The sequence below is a fragment of the Spiroplasma melliferum KC3 genome (assembly GCF_000236085.2).
In the GTDB taxonomy this organism is placed as follows: Bacteria; Bacillota_I; Bacilli_A; order Mycoplasmatales; family Mycoplasmataceae; genus Spiroplasma; species Spiroplasma melliferum.
This window is the reverse complement of sequence record NZ_AGBZ02000001.1, coordinates 324,556-349,729: the sequence shown is the minus strand read 5'-3', so window position 1 is coordinate 349,729 and position 25,174 is coordinate 324,556. Positions and strand designations below refer to the sequence as shown.

Sequence of the window (25,174 nt, the reverse complement as noted above, 5' to 3'; positions counted from 1 at the left end):
ATGGCACGAATTACAAAAGAAGTGCTACAGATGTTAGCACATGATATTATGCTAGATTTACAAGATGAGGAACTAACTAATTTAAGTCAAGAATTTGATGTTATTTTAAAGCAAATGGATTTAGTACAAAAAATTAATACAACTAATGTTCATTCAATGCATTTTCCATTTGACTTAACAGTTGACTATTTGCGTGAGGATGATGAAATTGATGTTGCTCCACAAGCTGAAATTTTAGCGGCAGCACCAAAAAAAATAGATGATTATATTGTAATTAATAAGGTGGTTAAATAAAATGACATATTATTCAATCAAAGAATTGCATCATCTTTTAGTTAGTAAAAAAATTACTCCATCGCAAATAGTCAAAGATGCTTTTACTAATTTAGCTAAATATCAGGTTTTAAATGCAACTGTAACAGAATTAGAAGCAGAAGCCACAGCTTTGGCAGCAAAGTTAGACCACCTTGTTGTTCCTAAAAATAATTATTTATTTGCATTACCATATTTTGCAAAAGATAATTTTGCAACAAAGGGAATTAAAACAACGGCGAGTTCAAAAATTTTAGAAAACTTTATTCCAAATTATGAATCAACGGTAACTAATATTTTAAAAGAAAACAATAGTATTTTATTAGGAAAAACAGCTTTAGATGAATTAGGAATGGGAGGGCATGGTTTATATGCCTTAACAGGAGATGTTTTAAATCCTTGGGATTTAACCCGGATTACTGGTGGTTCATCATCTGGTTCAGTAGCTTTGGTTGCAGCGGGAGTTGTTCCATTTGCGTTAGGAACAGATACAGGTGATTCAGTCCGAAAACCAGCTGGTTACTGTGGTGTTGTTGGTTTTAAACCAACTTATGGTTTAATTTCACGATATGGTGTTTTCCCTTATGCACCATCATTAGATACTGTTGGATATTTTACCCGAACTGTTGAAGACAGTGCAATTGTTTTTGATTATTTAGCACAAGAAGATCGTAAGGATGCAACCTCATTAAAAAGCAAAGATCAAGATTATTTTAAAAATTTATCATTAGAAAAAGTCAAAAAACAAAAATTTGCTTATTTAAAAAATGCGCATTCAATTCTTCCAGAAGAGATTAGAACTCATTTTGATCATTTATATGAACAATTAACAGCACGCGGCATTAGTGTTACAGCAATTGATTTTCCAGAAGATTTATTAAAAGCATTAATGCCAGTTTATATGGTGATTTCTTTTGCTGAAGCAGTAAGTAGTCATTCAATGTTGGATGGAATTAATTATGGGACAAGAGTTAATGGGGATACTTATCAAGAAGTAATGATGAACTCACGAACTAATGGTTTTGGCCATGTTGTTAAACGTCGTTATGTTATTGGTTCTTATACTTTAACAAAAAATAACCAAACATTATTATTTTTAAAAGCAAAAAGAGTAAGACGTTTAATTGTCAATGCTTTAAATAATGTTTTTACAAAATATGACATTTTATTATTACCAGCTGCATCAACAGTTGCTCCAAAAATTACCACTATTAAGGGTCAAATTTTAACAGAGGCAGAATTAGAAAATTATGTTGATGATTTATTAGTATTGGGTAATTTAATGGGTAATCCATCATTAACTGTTCCACTTGCTTTTGTTGATAAAATGCCAATTGGAATAAATGTTAATGCTGCGCCTTTTGCTGATCAGAAAGTCTTTAATGCTAGTTTATTAATTGAGGAGATTGCTGGAATTAAAAATAAAGTGGCACCAGAAGGAGGAAACAATCATGGTTAATTTTGAAGTAGTAATTGGGATTGAAAATCATGTTGAATTAAAAACAAAGACAAAAATGTTTTCTTCTGGAGCAGTTAGTTATGGAGCTCAGCCCAATAGTATGGTTAATCCGATGGATGCTGGATATCCGGGAGTAATGCCAACAGTTAATAAAAAAGGGGTTGAGTTAGCATTAATTGCTTGCCAAGCACTTAATTTAACAATTGATCCAATTGTTCAATTTGATCGTAAAAATTATTATTATCCTGATTTAGCCAAGGGTTTTCAAATTACGCAGCAATATTATCCAATTGGTAAAAATGGCTATTTAACCATTATTGATGAAAATGGTAAACCTTTTAAAGTAGAAATTGAACGATTACATATCGAAGAAGATACTGCCAAACAGTTACATGAGGAAGATTGAACATTATTAGATTATAATCGCGCTGGAATTGGTTTAATTGAAATCGTAACCCGTCCCGTGTTACGGTCAGCATTTCAAGTTCGTCAATATTTAGAAACTTTACGTGAGATTTTAGTTTATACCAAAGTTAGTGATGCTAAAATGAATGAGGGTTCATTACGATGTGATGTTAATATTTCGTTACGGCCAGTTGGTGCGAAAACATTTGGTGATAAGGTTGAATTAAAAAACCTTAATTCAATTGCAAATGTTGAAAAGGCAATTGAATATGAAATTAAAAGACAAAGTGAACTTTTTTTAATAGGAAAAAGAATTGAACAAGAAACACGACGATTTGATGAAAAAACAAAAACAACAGTTTTAATGCGTCATAAAACTGATGCAATTGATTATAAGTATTTTTCTGAGCCAAATATTTTTCCAATTAAATTAGATCCAAATTGAATGGCAAAAGTTCTTAAAAATATGCCAGAATTACCAGCTGTCAAGCGGGAACGTTATTTATCAAAATTAAAGTTAAAGCCAGACGATATTGAAATTATTTTACAAGATTATACTTTAATGAATTTTTTTGAAGCAGCAATTAAGTTATCACCACATTATGAAATGATTGCGCATTATTTAATTGGTGATATTAGTGCTTATTTAAACCAAAAGGGATTAACAATAACTGAAACAGCATTAACACCACAAAATTTAGTTGAAATGATTATGTTAATTAATCAAAATGTAATTTCAAATAAGCAGGCTAAAACAGTGCTCCAACGAATTTTAAATGAAGATTGTCCTCCAACTAAAATTGTTACTGAATTAGGATTAAAACAAATTAGTGATCCAGTTGAGATTAAAGCAATTATTGAGCCAGTTTTTAATGCTAATATAGCAATGTTAGAACAATATGAACAACGACCAGAACGAGTAATTAAGTTTTTTATGGGTGAATTAATGAAATTAACAAAAGGACAGGTTGCACCAGAAATTGGTCAACAAGTAGTTATTGAATTAATTATGGCAAAAGAAGGAAAATAAAAAAAGATGGTTATTTACCATCTTTTTCATATTCTTGGTCAATTTTTTGTAATTTAATTGTTAAATCATTAATTGCACTAATTTTAGCAATAAATAATAATTCATCATCTAATTTAATTGTTTCAACATCTCCGGGTAAAATAACGCGGCCTTTACGTTTAACATAAACAATATTATAATCTTTATTATTAATAAAACGTAATTCTGATAATGTTTGTCCTTCAATATTTGGATCAGTCACTTGAATAATTAATGATGCATAATTTTCATCAACAGTTTGCATTTCAATGTCAATATCAAACATTGCTTTAGTTGCAGTAATGCTTCCGGCCATTGTATCGGGTTGGATAATATTATTAATTCCTAATGCTTTTAGAATTCGCGCATGACGAATATCTTTTACTTTCGCAATAATATTAGTAATTCCAAGGTCTTGCAACCCAATAATTGTTAAAATACTAGCTTCAATATTACTTGCGATTGTGATAATGACAGTATCATATTCGTCTAGTCCTTGTTCAATTAGATTTGTTTTAACTGTTGCATCTAATGCTACTCCATCAACTTGATCATAACTAGCAATCATATTATTAACCTTAGTTTGGTCAATATCAAAGACCATAATATGTTGTTTTCGCGCAATTAGTGTTTCAATTATTGAACGTCCAAAATTATTTAGTCCAATAATTGCAAAACTTTTTCTTCGTGCCATTCCGTTTCCCCCTTATTGCATCTTTAATTATACTATTTTTTTTATTATTAGCAATAATTCCTAACTTGTAGTATATAATAATATTAATGAAAGAGGGACACAAATGGTTTTTTTTCAATTATATTTCAAAAATATTTTTAAAAGAAAAAATGATAATAAACGACAACGTAATAATGATCCAACTGCACCATTAACACGTCGTCGTCATTGGTTACCCTTCTCAAAAATATCGGGAAGATTATTTTTAGTTTATATTTTAATTGTTCTTTTAGGAGGACTATTATTATCAATTCCCGGTTTTGTTCATAGTGGAGAACGAATGGTTCTTGATGGAAAAGGTAAAATTTTAGACCATTCAGTTACTTTTGCATGAAATTATTTAATTGGTTTATTTACTGCTTCTAGTGCTTTTTCTGATACTGGGATTACCATTAGTAATCCAGCAGCGGATTATACTTTTTGGGGTCAATTAGTAATTTTAATTTTAATCCAAACAGGTGGTTTTGGAATTGTTACTTTTAAAATTATGATTTTTGTATGATTAGGGCGCCGAATTTCAATTAAAGATAAAATGCTAGTTCAAGGTGAACGAGGAAGTAGTAACTTTGGGCATACAATGGATTTAATTAAAAATAGTTTTATTTTTTTAATTATTTTGGAATGTTTTGGGGCAATTTTATTATTTTGTAATTTTTATTTTTCGGAATTATCAGTAGAAGGAAAATTCATGATTGATAATGTTACTTATCATAATTTTTGACGAAGTTTATGAAGCGGTGTTTTCCACTCAATTTCATCAATCAATAATGCTGGTTTTGATATTATTGGTAATTCATCATTAATGCCTTATAATACTAATTATTTTATTCAATTTGTGTTTTTATTTCAATTTATTATTGGTGGTTTAGGTTTTCCAACTTTTTACGATTTAAAACGAAAATTTGTGGCATGACGACGAAAAGAACATGTTAAATTTACCTTATTTACCAAAATTAATTTAATTACTTATATTGGTTTATCAATTGTTGGTGTTTTTAGTGTTTGATTAATTGAATTTACTAATATTAATACAATTATGCCTGAAACTGGACAGTATGTGGAAAGTATTTTACGAAATTCAAAATCAAATTGAAATGGATTTATGAATATTTTCTTTAATACAATGTCAACCAGAAATGCAGGTTATTCAACAGTTGAAATGAGTAACTTTTTACCAGGCTCACGAATTGTAATGTCAATTATGATGTTTATTGGATCAGCACCATCTTCTACCGCGGGGGGGATTCGGACAACAACCTTAGCTGTTATTATCATTACAATTTGGTCTATTATTCGAAATAATAATAGTGTTAATGCTTTTAAACGGAAAATTCCAAATGAAACAGTAAAGCGGGCTTTGGGAGTTACTGTTATTTCAGGAGCTTTAATTGCAATTGCTATTATTTGTATTAGTGCTGAAAATCCTCATCTTGATGTTTTAAATACTTTCTTTACAATTTGTAGTGCATTTGGGACAACAGGATTAAGTACTTTAAATTTTACCGAACTATATAACATTGGTATTTTAAGTACTTTAATATTGATTTTATTAATGTTTATTGGGCAATTGGGAGTTTCTTCAACATTATTAGTTTCAATTCGTGGAAGTGGTGAAAAAGAGTATAGCTATGTTGAAGAAAATATTTTAATTGGATAGGTTGAAAAAAATAATCTTTTTCTCTTGTTTAAAATGATATCTTTTGTATAATATATAAGGTATCACTACGGAACAGTACTCAAGTTGGTGAAGAGGGCACCCTGCTAAGGTGTTAGGTCGGGTAACCGGCGCGAGAGTTCGAGTCTCTCCTGTTCCGCCATTAAATTACATTTAACGAGAAAAAGTAACAAAGAGTTATAATAATTTTTATAACTCTTTTTAAATTATTGGTATAATAAAAGTATTACTATTGTGCAATAAAGGGGAAACATAATGAAAAATTGATTAAAAATTATTTTATCAATGATTTTTTTATTTGGTATGGCGATTATGGGATTACTTGTTGTCGTTGTTATTTTCAATGTTAAATTCTTATATATTTTTTTAGGAATTGTTATTATTGATTTAATTTTCTCATTCTTTTTCTTTTTTTCCAAACGACGTTATGAAGTTAAATTTTCTTGAATTATTTTTATTAATTTTGTGCCATTTATTGGTTTATGTTCATATGTTTTTTTTGGACGAAAATATCACTATTCAAATAAAAAATCATTATTGTACAATCATTTAAATAAGTTAGAATATGATACTTATTATAAAAAAAATAAAACATGTTTAATAAAATATACTGCTCCTAATCAAAAATTTGGGAATGTTGTTGAATTATTAATGCGGCATGCAAATAAACCATTATATCAAAATAATAAAATTAAAATAATCACAAATGGGACACGTGTTTTTAAATCATTATTAACAGATTTACAACAAGCACAAGAATATATTTTATTAACTTATTTTATTATTGCTGATGGTGAACTATTTGAATCTTTTTTAGCAGTTTTAAAAGAGCGAATTGCTGCTGGTGTCCGAGTTTATATGATTTATGACCATGTTGGTAGTTATTTTAAAATTAGTAAAAAGAGTATTAAAAAATTAGTTAAAGCTGGTGTTCGGGTTCATAAATATTTGCCAATTATTACACCTTTTATTAGTGGGAATGCTAATTATCGTAATCATCGTAAAGATGTTATTATTGATGGTTTGATTGGTTATACTGGTGGAATTAATCTAGCCGATTTATATGCTGATAAATCATGAAAATTTGGAATTTTTCATGATACACAAGTGCGAATTGAAGGTGAAGCGGTTCGAGGTTTAGAAGTGATTTTTGCTGATGACTGATTTTTTGCAACTAAACGACATGAAATAATCACAGATTTAGAGCCAGCTATTTTAGCACCAAAACAATATAATGTTAAGGGTAAGTCACATTTACAAATTGTTAATCATAGTCCTAGTATTGATCATTCAATTACGAAAGATTTATATATTTCATTAATTAACAAAGCTCGAAAACGAGTTTGATTATCAACGCCTTATTTTATTCCACCAGATGATCTTATTCAAGCTTTGGTTCTTGCAGCACGCGCTGGAGTTGATGTTCGTTTAACAATTCCAGGTTTGACGGATAAAATTTTTGTTTTAGATATAACAAAAAGTTATTGTAAACCTTTACTTGCCAGTGGTGTTAAAATTTATGAAATGAATAATACTTTTAGTCATAATAAAATTGCTATTTTTGATGATGATATTGCTGTGATTGGGACTTGCAATTTGGATTATCGTAGTTTCTTTTCTGATCATCAAACAACAGCAGTTATTTATGATCCAGAAGTAGTGGCAAGCTTTATTCCACGTTGGGAATGAGATTATGAACATTCAATTTTATGACATGAATGACCAATTAAATATAAACCGTTAAGTTATCGGTTGTTGTTAACATGTTTAAAATTAGTAGCACCAATTTTATAAGTTAATGCTAATATCAAGAATAATTTTTTGTATAATTAATATGTGAAGGAGGGGGCATCATGCTATTTAATAAATTAAAAAATAAAGATGACAAAAAAAAGGACCATCAGAAGGAAAAAAAGCATAACTTATTACAAGAAAAATCATCGTCATCATCAGAAAATTTAGAAAGTAGTTTGTTTGAAGACGACGATGATAATAATAAAATTAAAACTGGTTTTAGTTTTAAACGGCGTAAAACACACAAAATTATTAAAGAATTAAATCGCCAACGAATTAAATCATTATTATTTTACACTGATATTAGTAATGTTTTGCGACAATTGGAATTTGGACTACAACCAGTTAAAAATATTCATCTAGCAAAAGAAAGTGAATATATTGTTTGAACATATTTAGAAAAACCTGATCATTTAGAGTTTGAGTTAGATAATTCAACGCGACATTATTTTTGGAGTTGAATTGCAGAGCAAAAAGTTGATCCAAGTCAAATTGCTGTGATTGCAATTGATATTCAAAATTTATTTCATTTAACAAAAAAAGATTGAGAATATGATGATGTAACCCGACGCGTAAAAGTTTTTGAAGATGTGAAACCAGGTGCAATTCGATGAGTATTAATGAAAAATAATCAGTATTTAAATCGAATTCAAATGTATGTTAAAAGTAATAATTTAAAACTTAAAATTTTTCAAGGTGAAAAAGGAAATATTTCTAATGTTTTAACAGAAGGTAGAAAGAAGTAAATAATGAAAAGAAAGTTAGAGAAAATTACTCTGCGTGAAGTTGATTTTGCGCAATGATATACTGATATTGTTTTAAATGCTGATTTAATTGCCTATGGGCCGATCAAGGGAACAACTATTTTTAAACCTTATGGATATGCAATTTGAGAAAACATTCAAAAAATTTTAGATGCTGAATTTAAAAAAAATGGTGTCAAAAATGTTTATTTTCCTTTATTAATTCCAAAAACTCTTTTTAATAAAGAAAAAGAACATATTGAAGGATTTTCACCAGAAATTGCAACGGTAACAAAGGTTGGAGATAAAGTTTTAGATGAAGAATTATACATTCGACCAACATCAGAAGTTCTTTTTGGAACCTTTTTTAGTAAAGAAATCCAGGGTTATCGTGATTTACCATTGTTATATAATCAATGAGTTAATGTTTTACGTTGAGAAAAAACAACTCGTCCTTTTTTACGAACAAGTGAATTTTTATGACAAGAAGGACATACAATTCATAGTTCAAAACAAGAAGCACAGCAATTTACTTTAAAAATTTTAGATATTTATGCTACTTTTGCAGAAAAAACTTTATTATTGCCAGTTATTAAAGGGCAAAAAACAGAACGTGAAAAATTTGCTGGTGCAGAGGAAACGTATACGATTGAATCATTAATGTATGATGGTCAAGCTTTACAATGTGGTACTAGTCATTATTTTGGCCAAAATTTTTCTAAAGCATTTGACATTAAATTTGCAAATCAAAAAAATACTTTAGAATATGCTTATTCAACATCGTGAGGGGTTTCAACACGTTTGATAGGGGGGATTATTATGACACATAGTGATGATAATGGCCTAGTGTTACCACCGCAAATTGCGCCCATTCAAATTATGATTTTACCAATTAATAATGATAGTAACGAGCAATTATCTGCAGCACAGCAACTCCAAAAAAAATTACAGAAATATCGTTGCGAAATTGATCAATCAGATAAAGGCTTTGGATTCCGTGCAGCTAACGCAGAAATTAAGGGAATTCCATTGCGAATTGAAATTGGACCTCGTGATTTAGCACAACAACAAGTTACAATTGCTCGTCGTGATACTTTTGAAAAAATTACTGTTTCATTAGCAGAAGTTGAAAAAGTAGTTTCTGATTTATTAGTTCAAATTGCTACAAATTTATATCAAAAAGCTTTGAATAATCGCCATCAACGAACAAAAGAAATTGATAATTATTCAGAGTATAAAAAAACTTTAGCAAAGATGAATGGCTTGTTTTTAGTGCCATTTTGTGGTCGCATTGAGTGCGAAGATACAATTAAAGCTGAAACACAAACAACATCACGTTGTATTCCATTTGATGCTCCAACCAAAAAAACAACTTGTTTTCATTGTGGGCAACCATCAACTAATTTAGTTTATTTTGCTCGTGCTTACTAATAACAAGGAAATCTCTTTTATTTTTGATAAATTTCAATTGTAAAGGAGGTTTTTATTTGTTTAATCAAAATTTTGTTGAAGAACCATTAGCAGTTTATAATTCTTTTCAGTTTGCTTATAATAATAAAATTAATTTAGCATTAGATTTAACAATTCCGCTATTTGCTTTTGATAATGGCGATAATAGTAAAGCATATGCTTTTTATATTCGTCCTAATATTGGTAATTTAAAACCATGGTTTACTCCGACTGGTGAATTAACAACAGCATATAAAATTGACCATGAACCAAACACAAAATTACTTGATGTTTTTAAAAAACGTTTTTCTCAATTTAATTTTAATTTTTCAATGTTAAAAGTATATTGAAATATTAACAATAAAAAACACTGTCAAATTACAACTGAATTGCAAGCAGCATCTAGTTCAACAATTTTAAAAATATCACAAACACAAGTAGAATATTCAAAGTGAGGGAAAGTTATTATTCCAGCCCAGTGTCTTGATACGAATAAAGCAAATAAAATTAGTTTAGTTATTAATGCCCCTAATCTTGGAGACAATGATTTAGTAACAAAAAATTCTTATCAAGAATTTTATTTAAATTTTAATTATAAAAAAGACTTTCTTGAACAAACAAAAAAATTGTTCGGAATTATTCAATATAAAAATTACGATGAAAAACAAAAAAAATTTAAGACTTTTTATGATATTTTTGCTAATTATTTTCAATTAATTCCCCCAAAAATAGTTGAAACAAAATTACCTAGTTTATTTGCTTTGCGTAGTTTAAGTGTTTTTAATTCTTTAGATATAACTGATTTTCCAATTGATTTGAATACTAAAATCGCAAAATTATGAACATTTTTTAATAATCAACATCTTTTAATTCCAACAACAACGACAGTAATTAGCAAACAAACAAAATATAATTTTAAGATTTTACAAGGTTATTTAAAATATAATTTAAACCAGAAGGTTTATGAACATTTTTTTGCTGAGAATACAGTTTATAATCAAAATAAAGATCAAATTGAAATTGAAGCAAATAATAATTTAGCAGTAAATAATTTTCTTGTTAATCCCTTTCTTGCACAAAGTGAAATAAACTTCATTACAACAATAGAACAATTTAATTTTAATCTTGTTCAAAATTTTATTTTTAAACCAATTATTCCTAAGGTAAATATTAATAATAATTTTTTTGTTAACTCAAATTGGTTTAAATGTTTAACAACTACTTACCGAATCATTACGCAACAATTACCGAATTATTATAATAAAGAATTTAACCAAGATTTATTAGCACAATTTGAATTTGATTTTTTTGTTGAACAAAAATTAGTTATAGATGAAAAAAATTTTTAATAAAAGATTGGTTATTATTCTTGGTTTTTTGTTGTCAATATTAGTTTTTTTAAGTGTTATTTTTATTTATGTTTATAAAAATATTTTAATTAGTAATAATAAACCTGAAGTTAATTTGCATGTTTTTAATAAAGACGATGAAAATATTGAATTACAACCAGAACAAAAATTTGTTTTAGATCCTAGAAAATTACGAACAAAAATTAATTATGTATATGGTCAATATTATTTTGATAATATTCGTTTTCATTATTATTTTTTAAAATGTTGAATTCCGCAAATGATGTTTTTTCATAATCCAATAAGTTATCTTAGTTTCTATTATAGTAATGAAAAAATTAGTTATTCAAAAGCAATATTCGTTTATCATTACCATAATGAACAACAATTATATCAAGTTTGGAAACTTACCTTAGGAAGGTTACACTAGTGAACGCTATTATTTTATTGTTAAACTTGTTATAATTATATTAATTATTAAGAGAATGTGAGGGATTTTAAATGAATGTGCTAGATGAAGTTAAAAAAGTTTTAAAAGAACGTGGAATTTCTAAACCAATTGATTTAAATACGGAGTTTAAATCATTAGGATTAGATTCATTAGATTTAATGGATTTAGTTATTGAAGCTGAAAAAAAATGTGAAATTCAAATTCCAGATGATAAATTAATGGATATTAAAACAGTTGCAGATTTAGTTGAAGTTATTAAAGAAATTAAAAAATAAAGGAGCTGGTGACAATGGCATTATCATATGACGGGATTGTACAGTTATTAAAAAGTAAAAATTATCGAATTACTGAAATTAGGTTAGCAATTATTAAAATTTTATCAGAAAAACAACATTTAACATTAACTGAAATTGTAACATTATTAGAGAAAGAATTTAAAAATGTTAATTTAATGTCAGTTTACAACACAATTGATTTATTAATTAGTGAGCATATTGTTTTTACAAATTCTTTTGATGGTAAACAAATTTGATATGATTTAGCAGAAAACCCATCCTTTCATATGGTTTGTGACATTTGCAAAAATGTTGTTCATATCAAAGATACGAATATTTTACAAGAAATTAAGTTAGATAACTTGAAAGAAGTAATGACAAATATTAATTGAGAACCAGTGCATTTTAAAATTGAAGGGCATGGAATATGTGACCAGTGTCATAATAAAAAATATGAACCACTTCAATTTGAAGAGCATTCCAATGAAGAAAATAAATAAAATTATTTGCTATTTTCTATTATTTTGTTAAAATAGTTAAGTGCCAATTTTGGTGCTTAATTTATCTTGTTAGGGGTATAGTTCAATCGGTAGAACACCGGACTTCAAATCCGGGTGTTGTGGGTTCAAGTCCTGCTACCCCTGCCATAACATAAAAAGATGAAAGTATGGAAATACTTTTTTATTTTGCCATCTTTATGTTATTATGTTATGATTTAAAAAGGATTTAGGGGTGTAGTTTAATGGTAGAACAGCGGTCTCCAACACCGTACGTTGTGGGTTCAAGTCCTGTCACCCCTGCCAGTTTAAACAGTGGAAGTATACCCAAGTCTGGTTGAAGGGGGCGGTCTCGAAAACCGTTAGATGGAGTAATCCATGCAAGAGTTCGAATCTCTTTACTTCCGCCATTTAATGAAGAAAAAATAAAAAATCATTTCTAATATTAGAAATGATTTTTTATTACTATGTGATTTGTGGAACAGCAACGAAAGCAATTGTGTTTAAACCTGCATGTGCAACAAAGATATTAGCTAAATTTTCAGTATGATAATTAACTTTTAACTCATTTAATTTTTGAGTAACATTATCTCAAACTTTGCTAGCACATTCACTTGTTTTTAAAACAAATAATTGAAAGTTTATTTTAACTGTTTTTTTAAATTTTTCTCATGTTTCAACTAATGTTTCAATTAAATTATTTAAAGTTCGTGATGAGCCAATTTTTTTAGGATATTCTCCTCATTGAATTAAAATTTTAATTTTAAATAAGTTAATTAATGATAATAAAACTTTTCCAACACGCCCACCTTTTGACAAACGATCTAAACTACCAGGGATCATTGCCATATATGTTTTTTGTTCAAGTTCATTTGTTTTAGTAATAATTTCTTCGACACTAAGATTTTGCTTTGTTAATTCATTAGCATAAATTATTAATGTTTTTAAGGCAAAAGCTGCTGTATGATTACGAACAACATGAACTTTTCCACGGTATTTTTCATCTTGACTTAAGACATAAGCAGTTGCATATTGACTTGAAAGTTTCTCAGCAATTGGATAATGAATAATTTCATCGTATGTTTTTAAAATTTCGTCATATTTAACCATTAATTCACCGGTTGATGCTTGACTTGTTTTTGTTGTTCCTGTTTGAACAACTTCATAAAAATTATGTTTTGTTGTCTCTTCTTCTGTATCTAAGATATCAATTTCATTATTTAAAATAATGTGCAAGGGTATAACATGAATACCCAATTGTTTAATTTCTGCTGTTGTGAAACCTGCTGATGAATCAGTTAAGATTGCAATTTTTTTACTCATTGGTTGTACCTCCTTTTATTGGTCTCAACATACTAGCACAACCGTATTTGCTCCTGTATGAGCGGCAATAACATTTGGCAAAATGTATGTTGAAGTAATTTTAGCACCCGCGTCTTCAATAATATTGTAAACTTCTTTTAATGTTTCATCATCTGTTCTTGAATGCAATAAAATAATGTTTTTTCAATTTTGCCGTTCTTTTTTTATTTGTCCTAAAGCTGTTTCAACAGCTTTTTTAAATGTTCTAGTTTTATCAAATTTATCAATGCGACCATCATATCTCAAAATAGGCGTTATTTTTAAAAGTGATGCTAAAGCTGCAGCTGCAGCTGTAATTCGCCCCCCGCGTTTTAAAGTTTCCAAACTTTTTGGGATAATAAAGGCACTAACTTTTGTTTTAATTAAATTAAGTTTTGGTTGAATTTCTGCTAATTCAATTCCTTCTCCAATTCATTGATATACTAGATCAATCATATATACTAGCAGTTGACTTACCCCGTCATTATCAATAACAAAGACTTTGTTTTTATATTCATCGCCTTGAGCTAACATTGAAATATTTTCATGTTGACCGGATAACCCCTTTGATAAGCCCATAAAAACAATGCCATCATATTTTTTTAACAATTCGTTTCAAGTACTTAACATTTTCCCCATTGGAATTTGGCTAGTTTTAATAACTTGATGTTCTAAAATATCATAAAATTCATTAAATGAAATGACATCTTCGTCATCTTCCACTTCAATACCATCTGGGAAATTTAGTAATAATGGTAATAAATAAGTATCTTCGTATTTTTTTAAATCGTCTTTCTTAATTCCAGACGATGAGTCGATTATTAATGCAACTTTGCGCATATTTTTCCTCCATTTATTTTCTCTCTTTTAAGTATCATTGAATCTAAGTTAAGGTATTGTTAAAGTCTTAACAATATATTAATTATAAACTTTGATATAATAATTTCAAGGATGAAAGGAAGATAACAATGAAAATTACTACTGAACAGAAAAAAATGTATGAGACTATTTTACAAGCATTTGGGCCATCTGGATGTGAGCATCAAGTTGTTAAACTATTAAAACAATATTATCAAAAATATACTTCAGAAATAATTCAAGATAATTTAGGAAGTTGCTTTGCTGTAATTCGAAATCAAAAAGGAATCACAAATCCGAAAAAGGTAATGTTAATGGCACATGGTGATGAAGTTGGTTTTATGGTTAGTCAAATTAATAGTAAAGGTCTCGTCCGGATTAATCCGTTAGGAGGCATTTGGGAGCAAACATTATTAGCCAAGCGGGTAAAGTTGCTAAAAGATGATGGGACATTTTTGACTGGTGCAATTTCAGCAATTGCGCCGCATTTACTGTCACCAGAAGCTCGGCTAAAACCAACCCCAATTGCTAATATGTTAGTTGATTTTGGTTTTTCTTCACAAGCAGAAGCCTATAGTGCCGGAATTCGAGAAGGAAATTTTGTCATTTGTGAAGGACCAACGGTTTTCTTAAATGATAAACGATTATTATCTAAAGCAATTGATAACCGAATGGGTGTTATTTTAGGATTAGAAGTTTTAGAACAAGTTAAAAATAAACAATTAGATTATGATTTATACGTTGGTTTTAGTGTACAAGAAGAAGTTGGAATCCGAGGTGCTAAAACAGCAACAACATTAATTAATCCTGATTTTGCAATTGTAACTGATGTTTCACCAGGACAAGATTATGAATCAACAACAACTTTTGGTCAATTGGGGCAAGGTGTCATGTTACGTGGGATGGATAATGGCTATATTACACGTTATGATTTAATTCAATATCAACTTAAATTGATGAAAGAACATGAAATAAAATATCAATTTTATATTTCGCCAGGAGGAACTGATGCTGGAGCGGTTCATTTGACAACAGTTGGTATTCCAACTATTCAAGCGTGTTTAATTGCTCGTAATTTGCATACAATTAGTGGTATTATAGATTTAGATGACTTTAATGAAACAATTAAGTTAGTAACAACAATTATTGAAGATTTAGATGCAGCAAAAATTAAAGAATTTAATTGAAGTAGTAAGGAGTAAAAATGGGAACAAAAACAATTGGTTTATTTTATAATCAAGGCTTTGATGTTTTGATTGGATATGAATCAACACCTGATAAGGTTGAGTATGTTATTAATAATGATTATGTTTTATTTTATAATCAAGATCACCAATGTTGCGGGTTTAATTTGCTAAATGCTAGTAAGCATTTAACAGTACCTTTAAAGTTAGGTATTAATAATGATAATTATGATTTATTAGCAGAGTTAGGAACTATTTTTAAACAAGAAGATTATTCTTTTAATAATATTAATCAACAACCACAATTTATCGTTGGTAAAATTCTTGAACGCAAAAAACATCCTAATTCTGATAAATTAAATATTTGCCAAGTAGATATTGGTTTGTCAACTGAACAAATTATTTGTGGAGCTGATAATTGTGATATTGACCAATTAGTTGTTGTTGCACGTGTTGGGGCGATTATGCCATCAGGTTTAAAAATTGTTCCTAGTGAATTACGAGGAGTTATTTCAAATGGAATGCTTTGTTCTGAACGAGAATTAGGATTGCCAGTTACTATTATTGGTAAAAAAATTATGTTATTATCAAATCAGCAATATCACCTTGGAAATAGTTTTTGAAAGGAATATTATAATGGGCAAAATTAAGGCAGGGTATTATAGTGCAATTTATTTTTTAAAAACAGCGAATATTTTAAAAAATGAGAAACCAAATGATTGAATAACAATGCAGTTTTTTCAACGCGAAGAAAATGTTATTTTAGCAGGCGTTAACGAGTGTGTTGAATTATTAAAAACGGAAGCTTTTAATGCAGAAAGTTTAGAAATTACTGCATTAACAGATGGCGATTTAATTCAAGCTAATGAACCAGTTTTAAAAGTAACTGGGCATTATTATCAGTTTGGTCATTTAGAGGGTATTATTGATGGAATTTTGGCCCGACAAACAAGTATTGCAACAAATTGTTATCGAGTATTACAAGCAGCTAATAATAAGCCAGTGATATATATGAATGATCGCAGTGATTATTATTATAATCAAGAAAATGATGGTTATGCTGCTAAAATCGGTGGAATAACTAATTTTGTTACAACGGCACAAGTAACAAAATTAGTTGGTAATTATGAACCTATTGGGACTGTTCCACATGCTTTAATCCAAGCTTTTAATGGTGATTTAATTGCAGCTTTGAAAGCTTATCAAAAGTTTTATCCAACTGATAAATTAGTGGCCTTAGTTGATTATAATAATGATGTTATTACTGATACCTTGCAAGTAGCAGATGCATTTTCAAATTTATATGCAGTTCGTGTTGATACTTCTCAATCATTAATTGATAAATATTTTCTTGGAAAAGAAGATAAGTATCCAATTAGTGAAATTAATGGTGTTAATAAACACTTAATTCGTGCTTTGCGTCAAGCCCTAAATAAAGCAGGATATCGACATATTAAAATTATTGTTTCATCAGGATTTAATACGCAAAAAATCCAAGATTTTGAAAAAGAAGGTGTTCCTGTTGATATTTATGGAGTTGGTGAATCGTTGGCAAAAATTAATATTGGTTTTACTGGTGATGCTGTTCAATTAAATGGTGTTGATCAAGCGAAAGTTGGACGAAGTAATATTGCTTCAAAGCGACTAGTTAAAAAATAAGAAATGTTTTATAATATATGTAAATAAAGGGGGTTTTCATGATGAGTGAAAATAAAAACCATAAAATAGAGTCTTATTATAATCATGATGATGCTTATCCTCATTTAAAACATGAACGAAAACAACATCAAAAAGAAAACGAAAAAATTATATTTGAGAATAATAATAAGAATAATAAGAATAAATCTCCTTTAACGTCATTGTGTGAAGTTATTTCACCTTTATATGGAAAAAAATTAGATGGAGCTGATGAATTTAAAACTAATATGTCGCATTCATCTAAACAACAAAAAGAAAATAAACCCATAACGTCGATTAAGGATGTTATTGATCAGCAGGTGAGTGAGAAGAAGGCGGAGTTAGCAAAGATGTATGTTGTTGAAGAACATCCTGTGCATTTAGAGTCAACGTCGATTAAGGATGTTATTGATCAGCAGGTGAGTGAGAAGAAGGCGGAGTTAGCAAAGATGTATGTTGTTGAAGAACATCCTGTGCATTTAGAGTCAACGTCGATTAAGGATGTTATTGATCAGCAGGTGAGTGAGAAGAAGGCGGAGTTAGCAAAAATTCATATTACTGAAGAAAAAATTCCATCTTTAGATAAAACTAAAATTGAACCATATTTTCGAAAATATGACCCCGTTACAAACAAAGAAATTATTCCGTCAACTTTAAAAACGAAAAATAAATTATCTGAACCAACAGCACAAACGGTATCATTTTTATTAAAGCCACGAAAAAGTGGAACAAATATCTTTGGCGACAGAACAGCTGAGTTAAAAGTAGAATTAGAACAAATTAAAGAAAAAATTCGTAATCCAATGCCAGAACAAAATGCCGATGCTTATGAGCAAACTGCAATGTTTGAAGGAATTGAAGAGCAAAGAGAAATTAATGAGCAAATTCGAAAAGCAGTTGCTGAAGCTTATCATATTGATGATAATTTTTCTGAAGATATGCCATTAGAACAACGCTGTCGATTAATTCAACATAATTCAACAAAAGCGGGAGCGGTCAGATTTAAAACGTTACTTAATTTACAAGAAAATAATTTAAATAATCAGTTTCTTCGCCGTCCAAAACCATTATCACAAAATACATCAGGATATCATAAGAAATTGCATGATTTACGAAATAGTGATTCTGAACCAGAGATGGAGCATGTTAAAGAATATCATACTAATCGTAATCCTTATTTATCACGAATGTTAGAAATTGAAGAACAAACAGCAAAAGAAGCAGAGGCAAAACGTCGTGAACGAATTAAAACACAGATTAATGATATTCAAACTGATAATAAAAATAATAATGAATAGGTAAAGAGACTGTAAAAAACTAATAGGGCAGTTAAAAGAATGAATAGGGGAATCAGACAATTTCACTGTTGCTATTTTTTTGTTAAAACTTTTATTATAAAAAAGGATAATAAATATTAAAAAATATCAATATGAATCAAATTATGAAGCAACATTTGCTTAAATAATTTAACAAAAAGATAGGAATTAATTGAATGAATACAAAAGTAAAAAAACAAACAATGATAATTGGAGGAACAATTTTTGGTGTTTTAGCAACAACAGGAGTTATTGCAGGTATTATTTTTGGCATTAAAAATATGAATGGTGATTTTGAAACAGAAAAAAGCCAAATATGAGAAATGATTAAAGAAACACCAAATGATACTGCACATGTTGTTTTTATTAATGGATTTGTTGGAACATCTCTTGTCGAAAAGTATCTATTTGAAAGTGTTCAAGGTAAATTTTCAGTTGATATTATTCGTAGTTATATGGCTGCAGGTCGTACAAAAAATGAACAAGAACGTGTCGCAAAATATAACCAAGAATTTTCACACAATAATTTAAATAAACAAGCTAATTTTATTGATAAACCTAATAGGTTATCACATATGAAATCGTATTTTTGGTTTAATGATAAAAAAGAAATTATTCGTTCTTTTACGGGTAGTGGTAATTTTTCAGAATCTGCCTTATTAAAAGTTCCATCTTATAAAGAAGTTCTATATAATATTACAAATTATAAAGGACTTGGGCGTGATATCTTTTGTGGAGGGATTTCTGCAACAGAACAAATTAATACCATACGAATTAATGCCTTGTATCAACAAAATTGTACTGGTTTTGATGTTAATGATAAAGCAACCTATCAGTCAGAAGTGAATGTGCTGAAAGAAAAAAGCCAATTTAATGAGATTGTAAAAGCGCATAGAGCAAATGCAAAAATGAAAACAGCAACAGGATTATTAGTGTTGACTGGTGATGGTGATACTAATGTTATTAAACGATATTTAGATGAAACTGCAGAGGATAATATTAGTTTAGATCTTTTTATTGGTAATACTAGTGCTGGATATAATCCAAACGATGAAAGAATTTTATTAAAAGATGAAAAAAATATTAATCGACTAAATATTATTCGTGAACATCCGAAACCTAATGTTTCTGATTTTGATTTTATTAAGTACACTAAACCTAAAACGCATACTAAATTATATGTGTGATACAATGCGCATAATGAAATATTAGCTTTTTGATCAGGAAGTGCTAATTTTAGTACAAATGGCCTTGGCCTTGACCCTAAAAAAGATCATCCTTTTCGTGAAATTTTATTTGAAATGTCATTGTCAGAACGAGATTGAAAAAATGATCTTATTTGTAATGTGGTTGGTGCCTTTAAAACACCTCCAAGTCAGCGAATTAAAAATTTTTGTGCAAATTAGAGATTTAGCATTAACTTGTTAAATCTTTTTTATTAAGTTAAGTAATTATTCTAATATTATTTAAAATAAATTATAAAATAAGTTATAATATAAAAGTAATATTTAATACGATTAGAAAAAGGGTGGAAAAGAATGATATATATGTTAGCAACAAATGATAATTTATTAATTTCACAGACAATTTTAATCATTGTTTTATTATGTTTAGCAATTGTTTTTTGCTGTTATGGTATTATTGCTGCACGAAAAGTTGCAATTGCTGCTAAGAAATTTGATTATTTTGTTGAAGACTTAACTTATAAATCAGAAATGTTAAATTCTACTGTTGATACCGTTGTTAAAGTTTCAAATTATATTGATGTTTTTGAAGCGTTTGCAAAACGAAATGTTAAAGCATGAGTGAAAATTATTGCTCGTAATAAAGATATTGCCTATCGAATTGTTGATAAATTAAAAGATTTTGCTAATTCTGATGAGAAGGAGTAATTATGGCATTTAAATTTGTTAAAACATTGGCAGTGATGGTAGTAGGAATGTTAATTGCTCCGAAAAAAGGCTCAGAATTACGACAAGATTTCATTAATTTAGTTAAAAAATATAATCCACAACTTAAAAAAATGGTTAATAAAATTGAGATTGTATGAGAAAAATCGCAAGGAATAGAATCAGATGAAGTTGCAGCTGATATTGAATTACACATTAAAAATGTCAAAGGTGCAGTGGAAATTTTAGATTCTGCTTCAACAAAAGAAATGGCTTATAAGACATTAAAGAAAATTGATAGTGGTGCAGTTAAATTAATTAAAGCAGCAGCAAAATCACCAAATGTGCGTGCAGTAGCAAAAGATTTAGCGAAAATAACAGTTTCGGCAATTGATGCTGGAATTAAGGTAACTGAAGATTTGAAAAAAACATCAGCATCAATTTCTGAAAAAATTATTGAAGAAGGAAAGCCAGCCCCAATTAAAAAAGATTCAAAAGTGGATAAGAAATAACTCTAATAATTTAGAGTTTTTTAAATAGCAAAGGAGATAAATGATGGTAAAAAATATTTTAGAAGAATTAAGATGAAGAGGACTATTAAAGCAAGTAACTAATGAAACAAAATTATTAAAAGCGCAAGAATTAAAAAAAGGAGTTTATTGTGGTTTTGATCCAACCGGTGATTCGTTACATGTTGGTCATTTAATTCAAATTATGTTATTAAAACGTTTTGAAATGTTTGGATTTCAACCAATTGCTATTATTGGTGGTGGAACAGGAATGATTGGTGATCCTAGTGGGAAAAAAGCAGAACGAGTATTGTTAGATGATAAAACAATTAAACATAATGTTGAAACTATTAGTCAACAAATGAACCAATTAATTGGTGTAAAAATTAAAATGGTTAATAATGCTGAATGATTACAAAAAATGACCTTGATTGATTTTTTGCGAAATGTTGGCAAAGATTTTAATATTAGTTATTTATTAGCAAAAGAAAATATTGCAACTAGAATTGAAGTTGGTTTATCATATACTGAATTTGCTTACACTTTATTACAGGCTTATGACTTTTATCAATTATATATTAATTATGATTGTGCTGTTCAGACTGGTGGTAGTGACCAATGAGGCAATATTACTTCCGGAACAGATTATATTTATAAACAAATTGGAGAAGATAATTTAGCTTGTGGTTTGACAATGAATTTATTAACAAAAGCTGATGGTTCAAAATTTGGAAAAACAGAATCAGGGGCAGTTTGATTAGATTCAAAAAAAACATCACCCTATGAATTTTATCAATTCTTTTATAATCAAGATGACCAAGAAACAGCAAAATTGTTGCGTTATTTAACAATGTTATCTGAAAAAGAAATTATAGCCCTTGAAACAGCGCACCAAAATGAACCAGCACAACGCATTGTACAAAAAAAATTAGCAGAAGAAGTAACTTTATTTGTTCATCAAGCAGCAGGACTAAAAACAGCACAAATTGTTAGTGAAGCCTTATTTAAAGGCAGTTTACATGAATTATCAGAACAACAGTTAGAGCAACTTCATAACAGTTTACCTAATTTTCATTTAACAAACTTTAATTTACCACTTCTTGATTTATTAATACAAGCAGAAATTGTTACTTCTAAACGTGAAGGTCGTGAGTTTTTAGAACAAGGTGCAATTACTATTAATGGTCAAATTATTAAAGAAGAAACTTGAACTGTAGCAAAAGATAAGTTTTTATTTAATAAATATTTAATTATTCGTCGTGGAAAACGAAAATATCATTTAATTTATCTTACAACTAACAAAAAATAAAAAAAGAACACTTTTCCATTTAAATAATGCTATTGTTAGGAATAATGTGTTCTTTTTATTTTTTTTAAATTATTGTAATTTAATAGGTTTATTTTTAGTTGCTTTCTTTTTATTTTTAAAATAAAGACGAGTATAATAAATTACTTGTGCTAATAATATAACAAAAATATTAATAAACGCGAATAAACGACAATGTCAAGGTGTTTGTGGTAAAGCAAACACAGCAATTAATAATGATAACGCATAAGCATTTAAGATTCCCCAAATTGTAATTTTATGTCATAATTTTAGTTTTCTTTTTTGACCTTTTTTCATACTTGTGACCTTTCTTTGAATTTTTTCATATTCAATATGTGTAAAATTACACTTAATATTATTTTAGCCTAAAAATATTAGATTTTTTTTTTTTTTTTAAAATTATAGATTGTAAATGTAAGGAGAAAATAATCTTATACTTTTAATAAAACTATAACAAGTAAGGGACTCCGCCCCCTGTCGCTACGCGACATTCCCCCATGTATATATATTCCGAGGATAAACCTCGGAATATATATACACAAAACAAAAAAACTAAATAAAAAACTATAAATACCTCAAAACACCATTAAACAACGCCAAAGTAATTACAGCACCAATAAGCGCCTGAAATGCCGCATTAAACGCATAATACTGAGACACATTATCCCAAAGCGAAATAACATTTTGCATAGTATTAATTAAAGCATTAACATATTTACCAACCTCCTTAATACCATAAACATTATTAAATGCTCAAATTATACCATTAGTTAAATGACAAAAAACATTATATCAAGCACAAGAATTATATTTTGCTTTTCAAATATCCCCGCCATTAACAATATTATTTCAACTATCTCAATTAAACAAACTAAAATTAAAAGTATCTAAATACATACGATAATCAGCATTATCAGTATTTCAAGCAACAACATCAACATAATTAAAAGAAAAACCATTTCCAAAATTTTCTTTTATAGGCAATGATAACAAACTACCATTTATATGATGGTCTCAAGTTCATTTTGATTTATTTTCTTCTGTACCAGTACCATATAAATAAGCCACATTAGTATTAGGATAAACATTTCGCTTAAATAAAGATAACTTATAAAAACGAAACTCCAAATCTTTAATTCCACCCTCTAAATCTAAATACAAAGAATTTGGATACAAATAAAAACCATTTTTAACATATCAAAACATTCCAAAATTATTAAATTTAATACCTTCAACTTTTTCATAAAATAATTCAAACCCTATTTTTGTATTTTGGTTTAAATCAAAAACAGAAGATACAAAAGAATTAAATAAAGTATTTAAAAATTTACTTTTAACTTGTTCTAAAGTATAAGATTTAACAAAAACATTACTTTCTAGCAAATATTCATTAACTTTATTATTTTCATCAGTAATAAAAGAATAATCTTGCATTACAAAATCATTTCTAATAGATAACCTTAAACCATTAAATAATTCTATACTTTGATTAATAACAACTGGCTCAAACAAAGCACCAAATAATTTAACTAAAACATCATCATATTGAGAATAATTAAATAAAAATTTATAATAAATATTTTCATTAGGATACTGAACAACAATATCAAATTTAACTTTATGATTATCAGAACTAAAATCTAAATTAATATAATTTTTTGCATTACCCATTAAAGAAAATATCTTAAAATTTAATTTATAAAAAAAAGCAATAGATAAAAAACTTGATACCCAATTTTTAATATTTAATCTAGTACCATCAAAAAAAATACCAAAACCAACAGCAAAATCAACATAATTAATATCTTGCATAAAATAATCTTGTCGCAACATTAAAGTTTTTTCTGTTTCATAATCGCTAACTTTATCATAAGTAACATATTTATCAGAAGGAAAAACACGATCATATAATTTAACTTGATTACTTAAAACTGCAACATTAGAAACAACATAAACAAAAGGCATAGTTAAAGCAAAAGTTAACACTCCTATAAAACTAAAAATAAAAATTCTAAAACGCATAACTAAAACCTCTTTCTCAAAATAAAATTAATCAACTGAATTACAGATAACAATAAAATATAAACTAAAACAGTAGGAACAAATCAAAATCAAGTTATCATATTACATAAACCCAAAAACAACCCGAATAATAATAAACAACATACCAAAAGCCAAAAACAATTGCATTATCGGATGAGTTGCCAAAATAAACAATTGAGAAACAAGATTATAAAAAGCATTATTACTCTCTGACCAAGTCTTAATAATTTCAATTGCAGATTGACTAGCAGCAAATATATTAGCTACAAAAGTAAAACCTAATATAATACCAAGAACACCAAAAACAATTAACTTTAACATTATTCAGAATCCCCTTTTGAATTTGCCTTAGTACGCTCAAATTGCTTACTTTCTTTTAAACGCAATGAACCTAAACCAGTAGACATAGCAGATGTGGTATTTTTTGACATAGTAGATAATTGAGGACTTGAACCCAAAACTCTAAACACAACTCCTAAAATTCCACCAATTATCCATAAAACATAAAGCGGAATTTGAGTTGCTGGTAAAGTCAAAGTCCACATTCAATCCATTATTTTCATAAAATAATTAACAACAACCAAAAATGCTTCATCTCAAACTTCCGCTAACATTCATAATCACCAACTTTCATTTTTTTATGAAATCTATCTATACAATCATTACAAAATGGATAAGATTGATATTCACCACCATATTCACCATCGCCTCACTCATAAATAAAATCTATAAATTGAAATACATCCAAATCTTTTTTACCACAACACAAACAATCAGTTCTAACAATATAACCACTATCACTATATTCAATATTGAAAGATTTTAATGGTCTTCCCATAA

The 25,174-nt window shown here is 28.2% G+C and carries 27 protein-coding genes and 4 tRNA genes; 23 read left to right on the top strand and 8 right to left on the bottom strand.

The genetic code is table 4. The features are described 5' to 3' along the window. Genes gatC through gatB form a run of 3 tightly spaced genes read left to right on the top strand, consistent with a single transcriptional unit; the run spans window position 1 to window position 3,206 of the window. On the top strand, window positions 1–294 hold the full coding sequence (gatC, locus tag SPM_RS01770) for an Asp-tRNA(Asn)/Glu-tRNA(Gln) amidotransferase subunit GatC (protein ID WP_004027918.1): 294 nt from the start codon (window positions 1–3) through the stop codon (window positions 292–294). A 1-nt stretch (window position 295) separates the two neighbouring features. After that, complete coding sequence (locus SPM_RS01765; RefSeq protein WP_004027917.1) at window positions 296–1,771, top strand: amidase family protein; 1,476 nt, start codon at window positions 296–298, stop codon at window positions 1,769–1,771. After that, complete coding sequence (gatB, locus tag SPM_RS01760; protein ID WP_004027916.1) at window positions 1,764–3,206, top strand: Asp-tRNA(Asn)/Glu-tRNA(Gln) amidotransferase subunit GatB; 1,443 nt, start codon at window positions 1,764–1,766, stop codon at window positions 3,204–3,206. The genes SPM_RS01765 and gatB overlap by 8 nt, the downstream gene beginning before the upstream one ends. Window positions 3,207–3,216: 10 nt before the next feature. On the opposite strand, the gene SPM_RS01755 is transcribed toward gatB, so the two are convergent. Next, window positions 3,217–3,918, bottom strand: coding sequence for a potassium channel family protein (locus tag SPM_RS01755; RefSeq protein WP_004027915.1), 702 nt, complete (start codon window positions 3,916–3,918; stop codon window positions 3,217–3,219). 103 nt (window positions 3,919–4,021) lie between these two features. Between SPM_RS01755 and SPM_RS01750 the strand changes: the two genes are divergently transcribed. The 12 genes from SPM_RS01750 (at window position 4,022) to SPM_RS01695 (ending at window position 12,600) form a co-directional block, all read left to right on the top strand. Next, complete coding sequence (locus SPM_RS01750; protein WP_004027914.1) at window positions 4,022–5,614, top strand: potassium transporter TrkG; 1,593 nt, start codon at window positions 4,022–4,024, stop codon at window positions 5,612–5,614. Window positions 5,615–5,683: 69 nt separating this feature from the next. Continuing rightward, window positions 5,684–5,774, top strand: a tRNA-Ser gene (locus SPM_RS01745). A 113-nt stretch (window positions 5,775–5,887) separates the two neighbouring features. Continuing rightward, on the top strand, window positions 5,888–7,426 hold the full coding sequence (cls, locus tag SPM_RS01740; RefSeq protein WP_004027913.1) for a cardiolipin synthase: 1,539 nt from the start codon (window positions 5,888–5,890) through the stop codon (window positions 7,424–7,426). 59 nt (window positions 7,427–7,485) lie between these two features. After that, window positions 7,486–8,172: a hypothetical protein gene (locus SPM_RS01735; RefSeq protein WP_004027912.1), complete on the top strand. Its 687-nt coding sequence runs from the start codon at window positions 7,486–7,488 to the stop codon at window positions 8,170–8,172. A gap of 3 nt (window positions 8,173–8,175) precedes the next feature. Further along, window positions 8,176–9,600 carry a proline--tRNA ligase gene (gene proS, locus SPM_RS01730; RefSeq protein WP_004027911.1) on the top strand — a complete coding sequence of 475 codons (1,425 nt, stop codon included), beginning with the start codon at window positions 8,176–8,178 and terminating at the stop codon, window positions 9,598–9,600. 56 nt (window positions 9,601–9,656) lie between these two features. Beyond that, window positions 9,657–10,967, top strand: coding sequence for a hypothetical protein (locus SPM_RS01725; protein WP_004027910.1), 1,311 nt, complete (start codon window positions 9,657–9,659; stop codon window positions 10,965–10,967). Then, complete coding sequence (locus SPM_RS01720) at window positions 10,951–11,397, top strand: hypothetical protein (RefSeq protein WP_004027909.1); 447 nt, start codon at window positions 10,951–10,953, stop codon at window positions 11,395–11,397. Before SPM_RS01725 ends, SPM_RS01720 begins: the two co-directional genes overlap by 17 nt. 71 nt (window positions 11,398–11,468) lie before the next feature. Next, the gene (locus SPM_RS01715) at window positions 11,469–11,693 is read left to right on the top strand and encodes an acyl carrier protein (protein ID WP_004027908.1); all 225 of its coding nucleotides are present in this window, start codon (window positions 11,469–11,471) and stop codon (window positions 11,691–11,693) included. 14 nt (window positions 11,694–11,707) lie between these two features. Further along, window positions 11,708–12,193 carry a Fur family transcriptional regulator gene (locus tag SPM_RS01710; protein ID WP_004027907.1) on the top strand — a complete coding sequence of 162 codons (486 nt, stop codon included), beginning with the start codon at window positions 11,708–11,710 and terminating at the stop codon, window positions 12,191–12,193. Window positions 12,194–12,264: 71 nt separating this feature from the next. Further along, a tRNA-Trp gene (locus SPM_RS01705) sits at window positions 12,265–12,340 on the top strand. Window positions 12,341–12,421: 81 nt separating this feature from the next. Beyond that, window positions 12,422–12,496, top strand: a tRNA-Trp gene (locus SPM_RS01700). An 11-nt stretch (window positions 12,497–12,507) separates the two neighbouring features. Beyond that, window positions 12,508–12,600 (top strand) — tRNA-Ser (locus SPM_RS01695). Window positions 12,601–12,655: 55 nt separating this feature from the next. Here the strand turns inward: SPM_RS01695 and SPM_RS01690 are convergent. Then, on the bottom strand, window positions 12,656–13,513 hold the full coding sequence (locus SPM_RS01690) for a DegV family protein (protein WP_004027906.1): 858 nt from the start codon (window positions 13,511–13,513) through the stop codon (window positions 12,656–12,658). A gap of 15 nt (window positions 13,514–13,528) precedes the next feature. Further along, window positions 13,529–14,371: a DegV family protein gene (locus tag SPM_RS01685; RefSeq protein WP_004027905.1), complete on the bottom strand. Its 843-nt coding sequence runs from the start codon at window positions 14,369–14,371 to the stop codon at window positions 13,529–13,531. Between the two features lie 128 nt (window positions 14,372–14,499). Between SPM_RS01685 and SPM_RS01680 the strand changes: the two genes are divergently transcribed. The 8 genes from SPM_RS01680 (at window position 14,500) to tyrS (ending at window position 22,273) form a co-directional block, all read left to right on the top strand. Next, on the top strand, window positions 14,500–15,591 hold the full coding sequence (locus tag SPM_RS01680; RefSeq protein ID WP_004027904.1) for a M42 family metallopeptidase: 1,092 nt from the start codon (window positions 14,500–14,502) through the stop codon (window positions 15,589–15,591). Window positions 15,592–15,593: 2 nt separating this feature from the next. After that, window positions 15,594–16,223 (top strand): YtpR family tRNA-binding protein, encoded by a 630-nt coding sequence (ytpR, locus tag SPM_RS01675; protein WP_004027903.1) that lies wholly within the window; start codon window positions 15,594–15,596, stop codon window positions 16,221–16,223. After that, the gene (locus SPM_RS01670; RefSeq protein WP_004027902.1) at window positions 16,210–17,232 is read left to right on the top strand and encodes a nicotinate phosphoribosyltransferase; all 1,023 of its coding nucleotides are present in this window, start codon (window positions 16,210–16,212) and stop codon (window positions 17,230–17,232) included. The genes ytpR and SPM_RS01670 overlap by 14 nt, the downstream gene beginning before the upstream one ends. Before the next feature lie 41 nt (window positions 17,233–17,273). Next, the gene (locus tag SPM_RS01665) at window positions 17,274–18,548 is read left to right on the top strand and encodes a hypothetical protein (RefSeq protein WP_004027901.1); all 1,275 of its coding nucleotides are present in this window, start codon (window positions 17,274–17,276) and stop codon (window positions 18,546–18,548) included. A 194-nt stretch (window positions 18,549–18,742) separates the two neighbouring features. Next, the gene (locus SPM_RS01660) at window positions 18,743–19,972 is read left to right on the top strand and encodes a restriction endonuclease PLD domain-containing protein (RefSeq protein ID WP_004027900.1); all 1,230 of its coding nucleotides are present in this window, start codon (window positions 18,743–18,745) and stop codon (window positions 19,970–19,972) included. A gap of 132 nt (window positions 19,973–20,104) precedes the next feature. After that, window positions 20,105–20,458 (top strand): hypothetical protein, encoded by a 354-nt coding sequence (locus SPM_RS01655; RefSeq protein WP_004572327.1) that lies wholly within the window; start codon window positions 20,105–20,107, stop codon window positions 20,456–20,458. 2 nt (window positions 20,459–20,460) lie between these two features. Further along, window positions 20,461–20,967, top strand: a complete 507-nt coding sequence (locus tag SPM_RS01650; RefSeq protein WP_004027898.1) for a hypothetical protein — start codon at window positions 20,461–20,463, stop codon at window positions 20,965–20,967. A 43-nt stretch (window positions 20,968–21,010) separates the two neighbouring features. Next, the gene (tyrS, locus tag SPM_RS01645; protein WP_004027897.1) at window positions 21,011–22,273 is read left to right on the top strand and encodes a tyrosine--tRNA ligase; all 1,263 of its coding nucleotides are present in this window, start codon (window positions 21,011–21,013) and stop codon (window positions 22,271–22,273) included. A gap of 69 nt (window positions 22,274–22,342) precedes the next feature. Here tyrS and SPM_RS01640 read toward each other — a convergent pair whose 3' ends face one another. The 5 genes from SPM_RS01640 to SPM_RS01620 all read right to left on the bottom strand — a co-directional run bounded on the left by SPM_RS01640 (window position 22,343) and on the right by SPM_RS01620 (window position 25,172). Then, entirely contained in the window at window positions 22,343–22,588 is a 246-nt protein-coding gene (locus SPM_RS01640) for a hypothetical protein (protein ID WP_004027896.1), read from the bottom strand. Between the two features lie 267 nt (window positions 22,589–22,855). Then, entirely contained in the window at window positions 22,856–24,313 is a 1,458-nt protein-coding gene (locus tag SPM_RS01635; RefSeq protein ID WP_004027895.1) for a spiroplasma phage ORF1-like family protein, read from the bottom strand. 102 nt (window positions 24,314–24,415) lie between these two features. Next, the gene (locus tag SPM_RS01630) at window positions 24,416–24,655 is read right to left on the bottom strand and encodes a hypothetical protein (RefSeq protein ID WP_004027894.1); all 240 of its coding nucleotides are present in this window, start codon (window positions 24,653–24,655) and stop codon (window positions 24,416–24,418) included. Beyond that, window positions 24,655–24,948, bottom strand: a complete 294-nt coding sequence (locus tag SPM_RS01625) for a hypothetical protein (RefSeq protein ID WP_004027893.1) — start codon at window positions 24,946–24,948, stop codon at window positions 24,655–24,657. The genes SPM_RS01630 and SPM_RS01625 overlap by 1 nt, the downstream gene beginning before the upstream one ends. Next, on the bottom strand, window positions 24,942–25,172 hold the full coding sequence (locus SPM_RS01620) for a hypothetical protein (protein ID WP_004027892.1): 231 nt from the start codon (window positions 25,170–25,172) through the stop codon (window positions 24,942–24,944). Before SPM_RS01620 ends, SPM_RS01625 begins: the two co-directional genes overlap by 7 nt. Window positions 25,173–25,174: the final 2 nt, after the last annotated feature.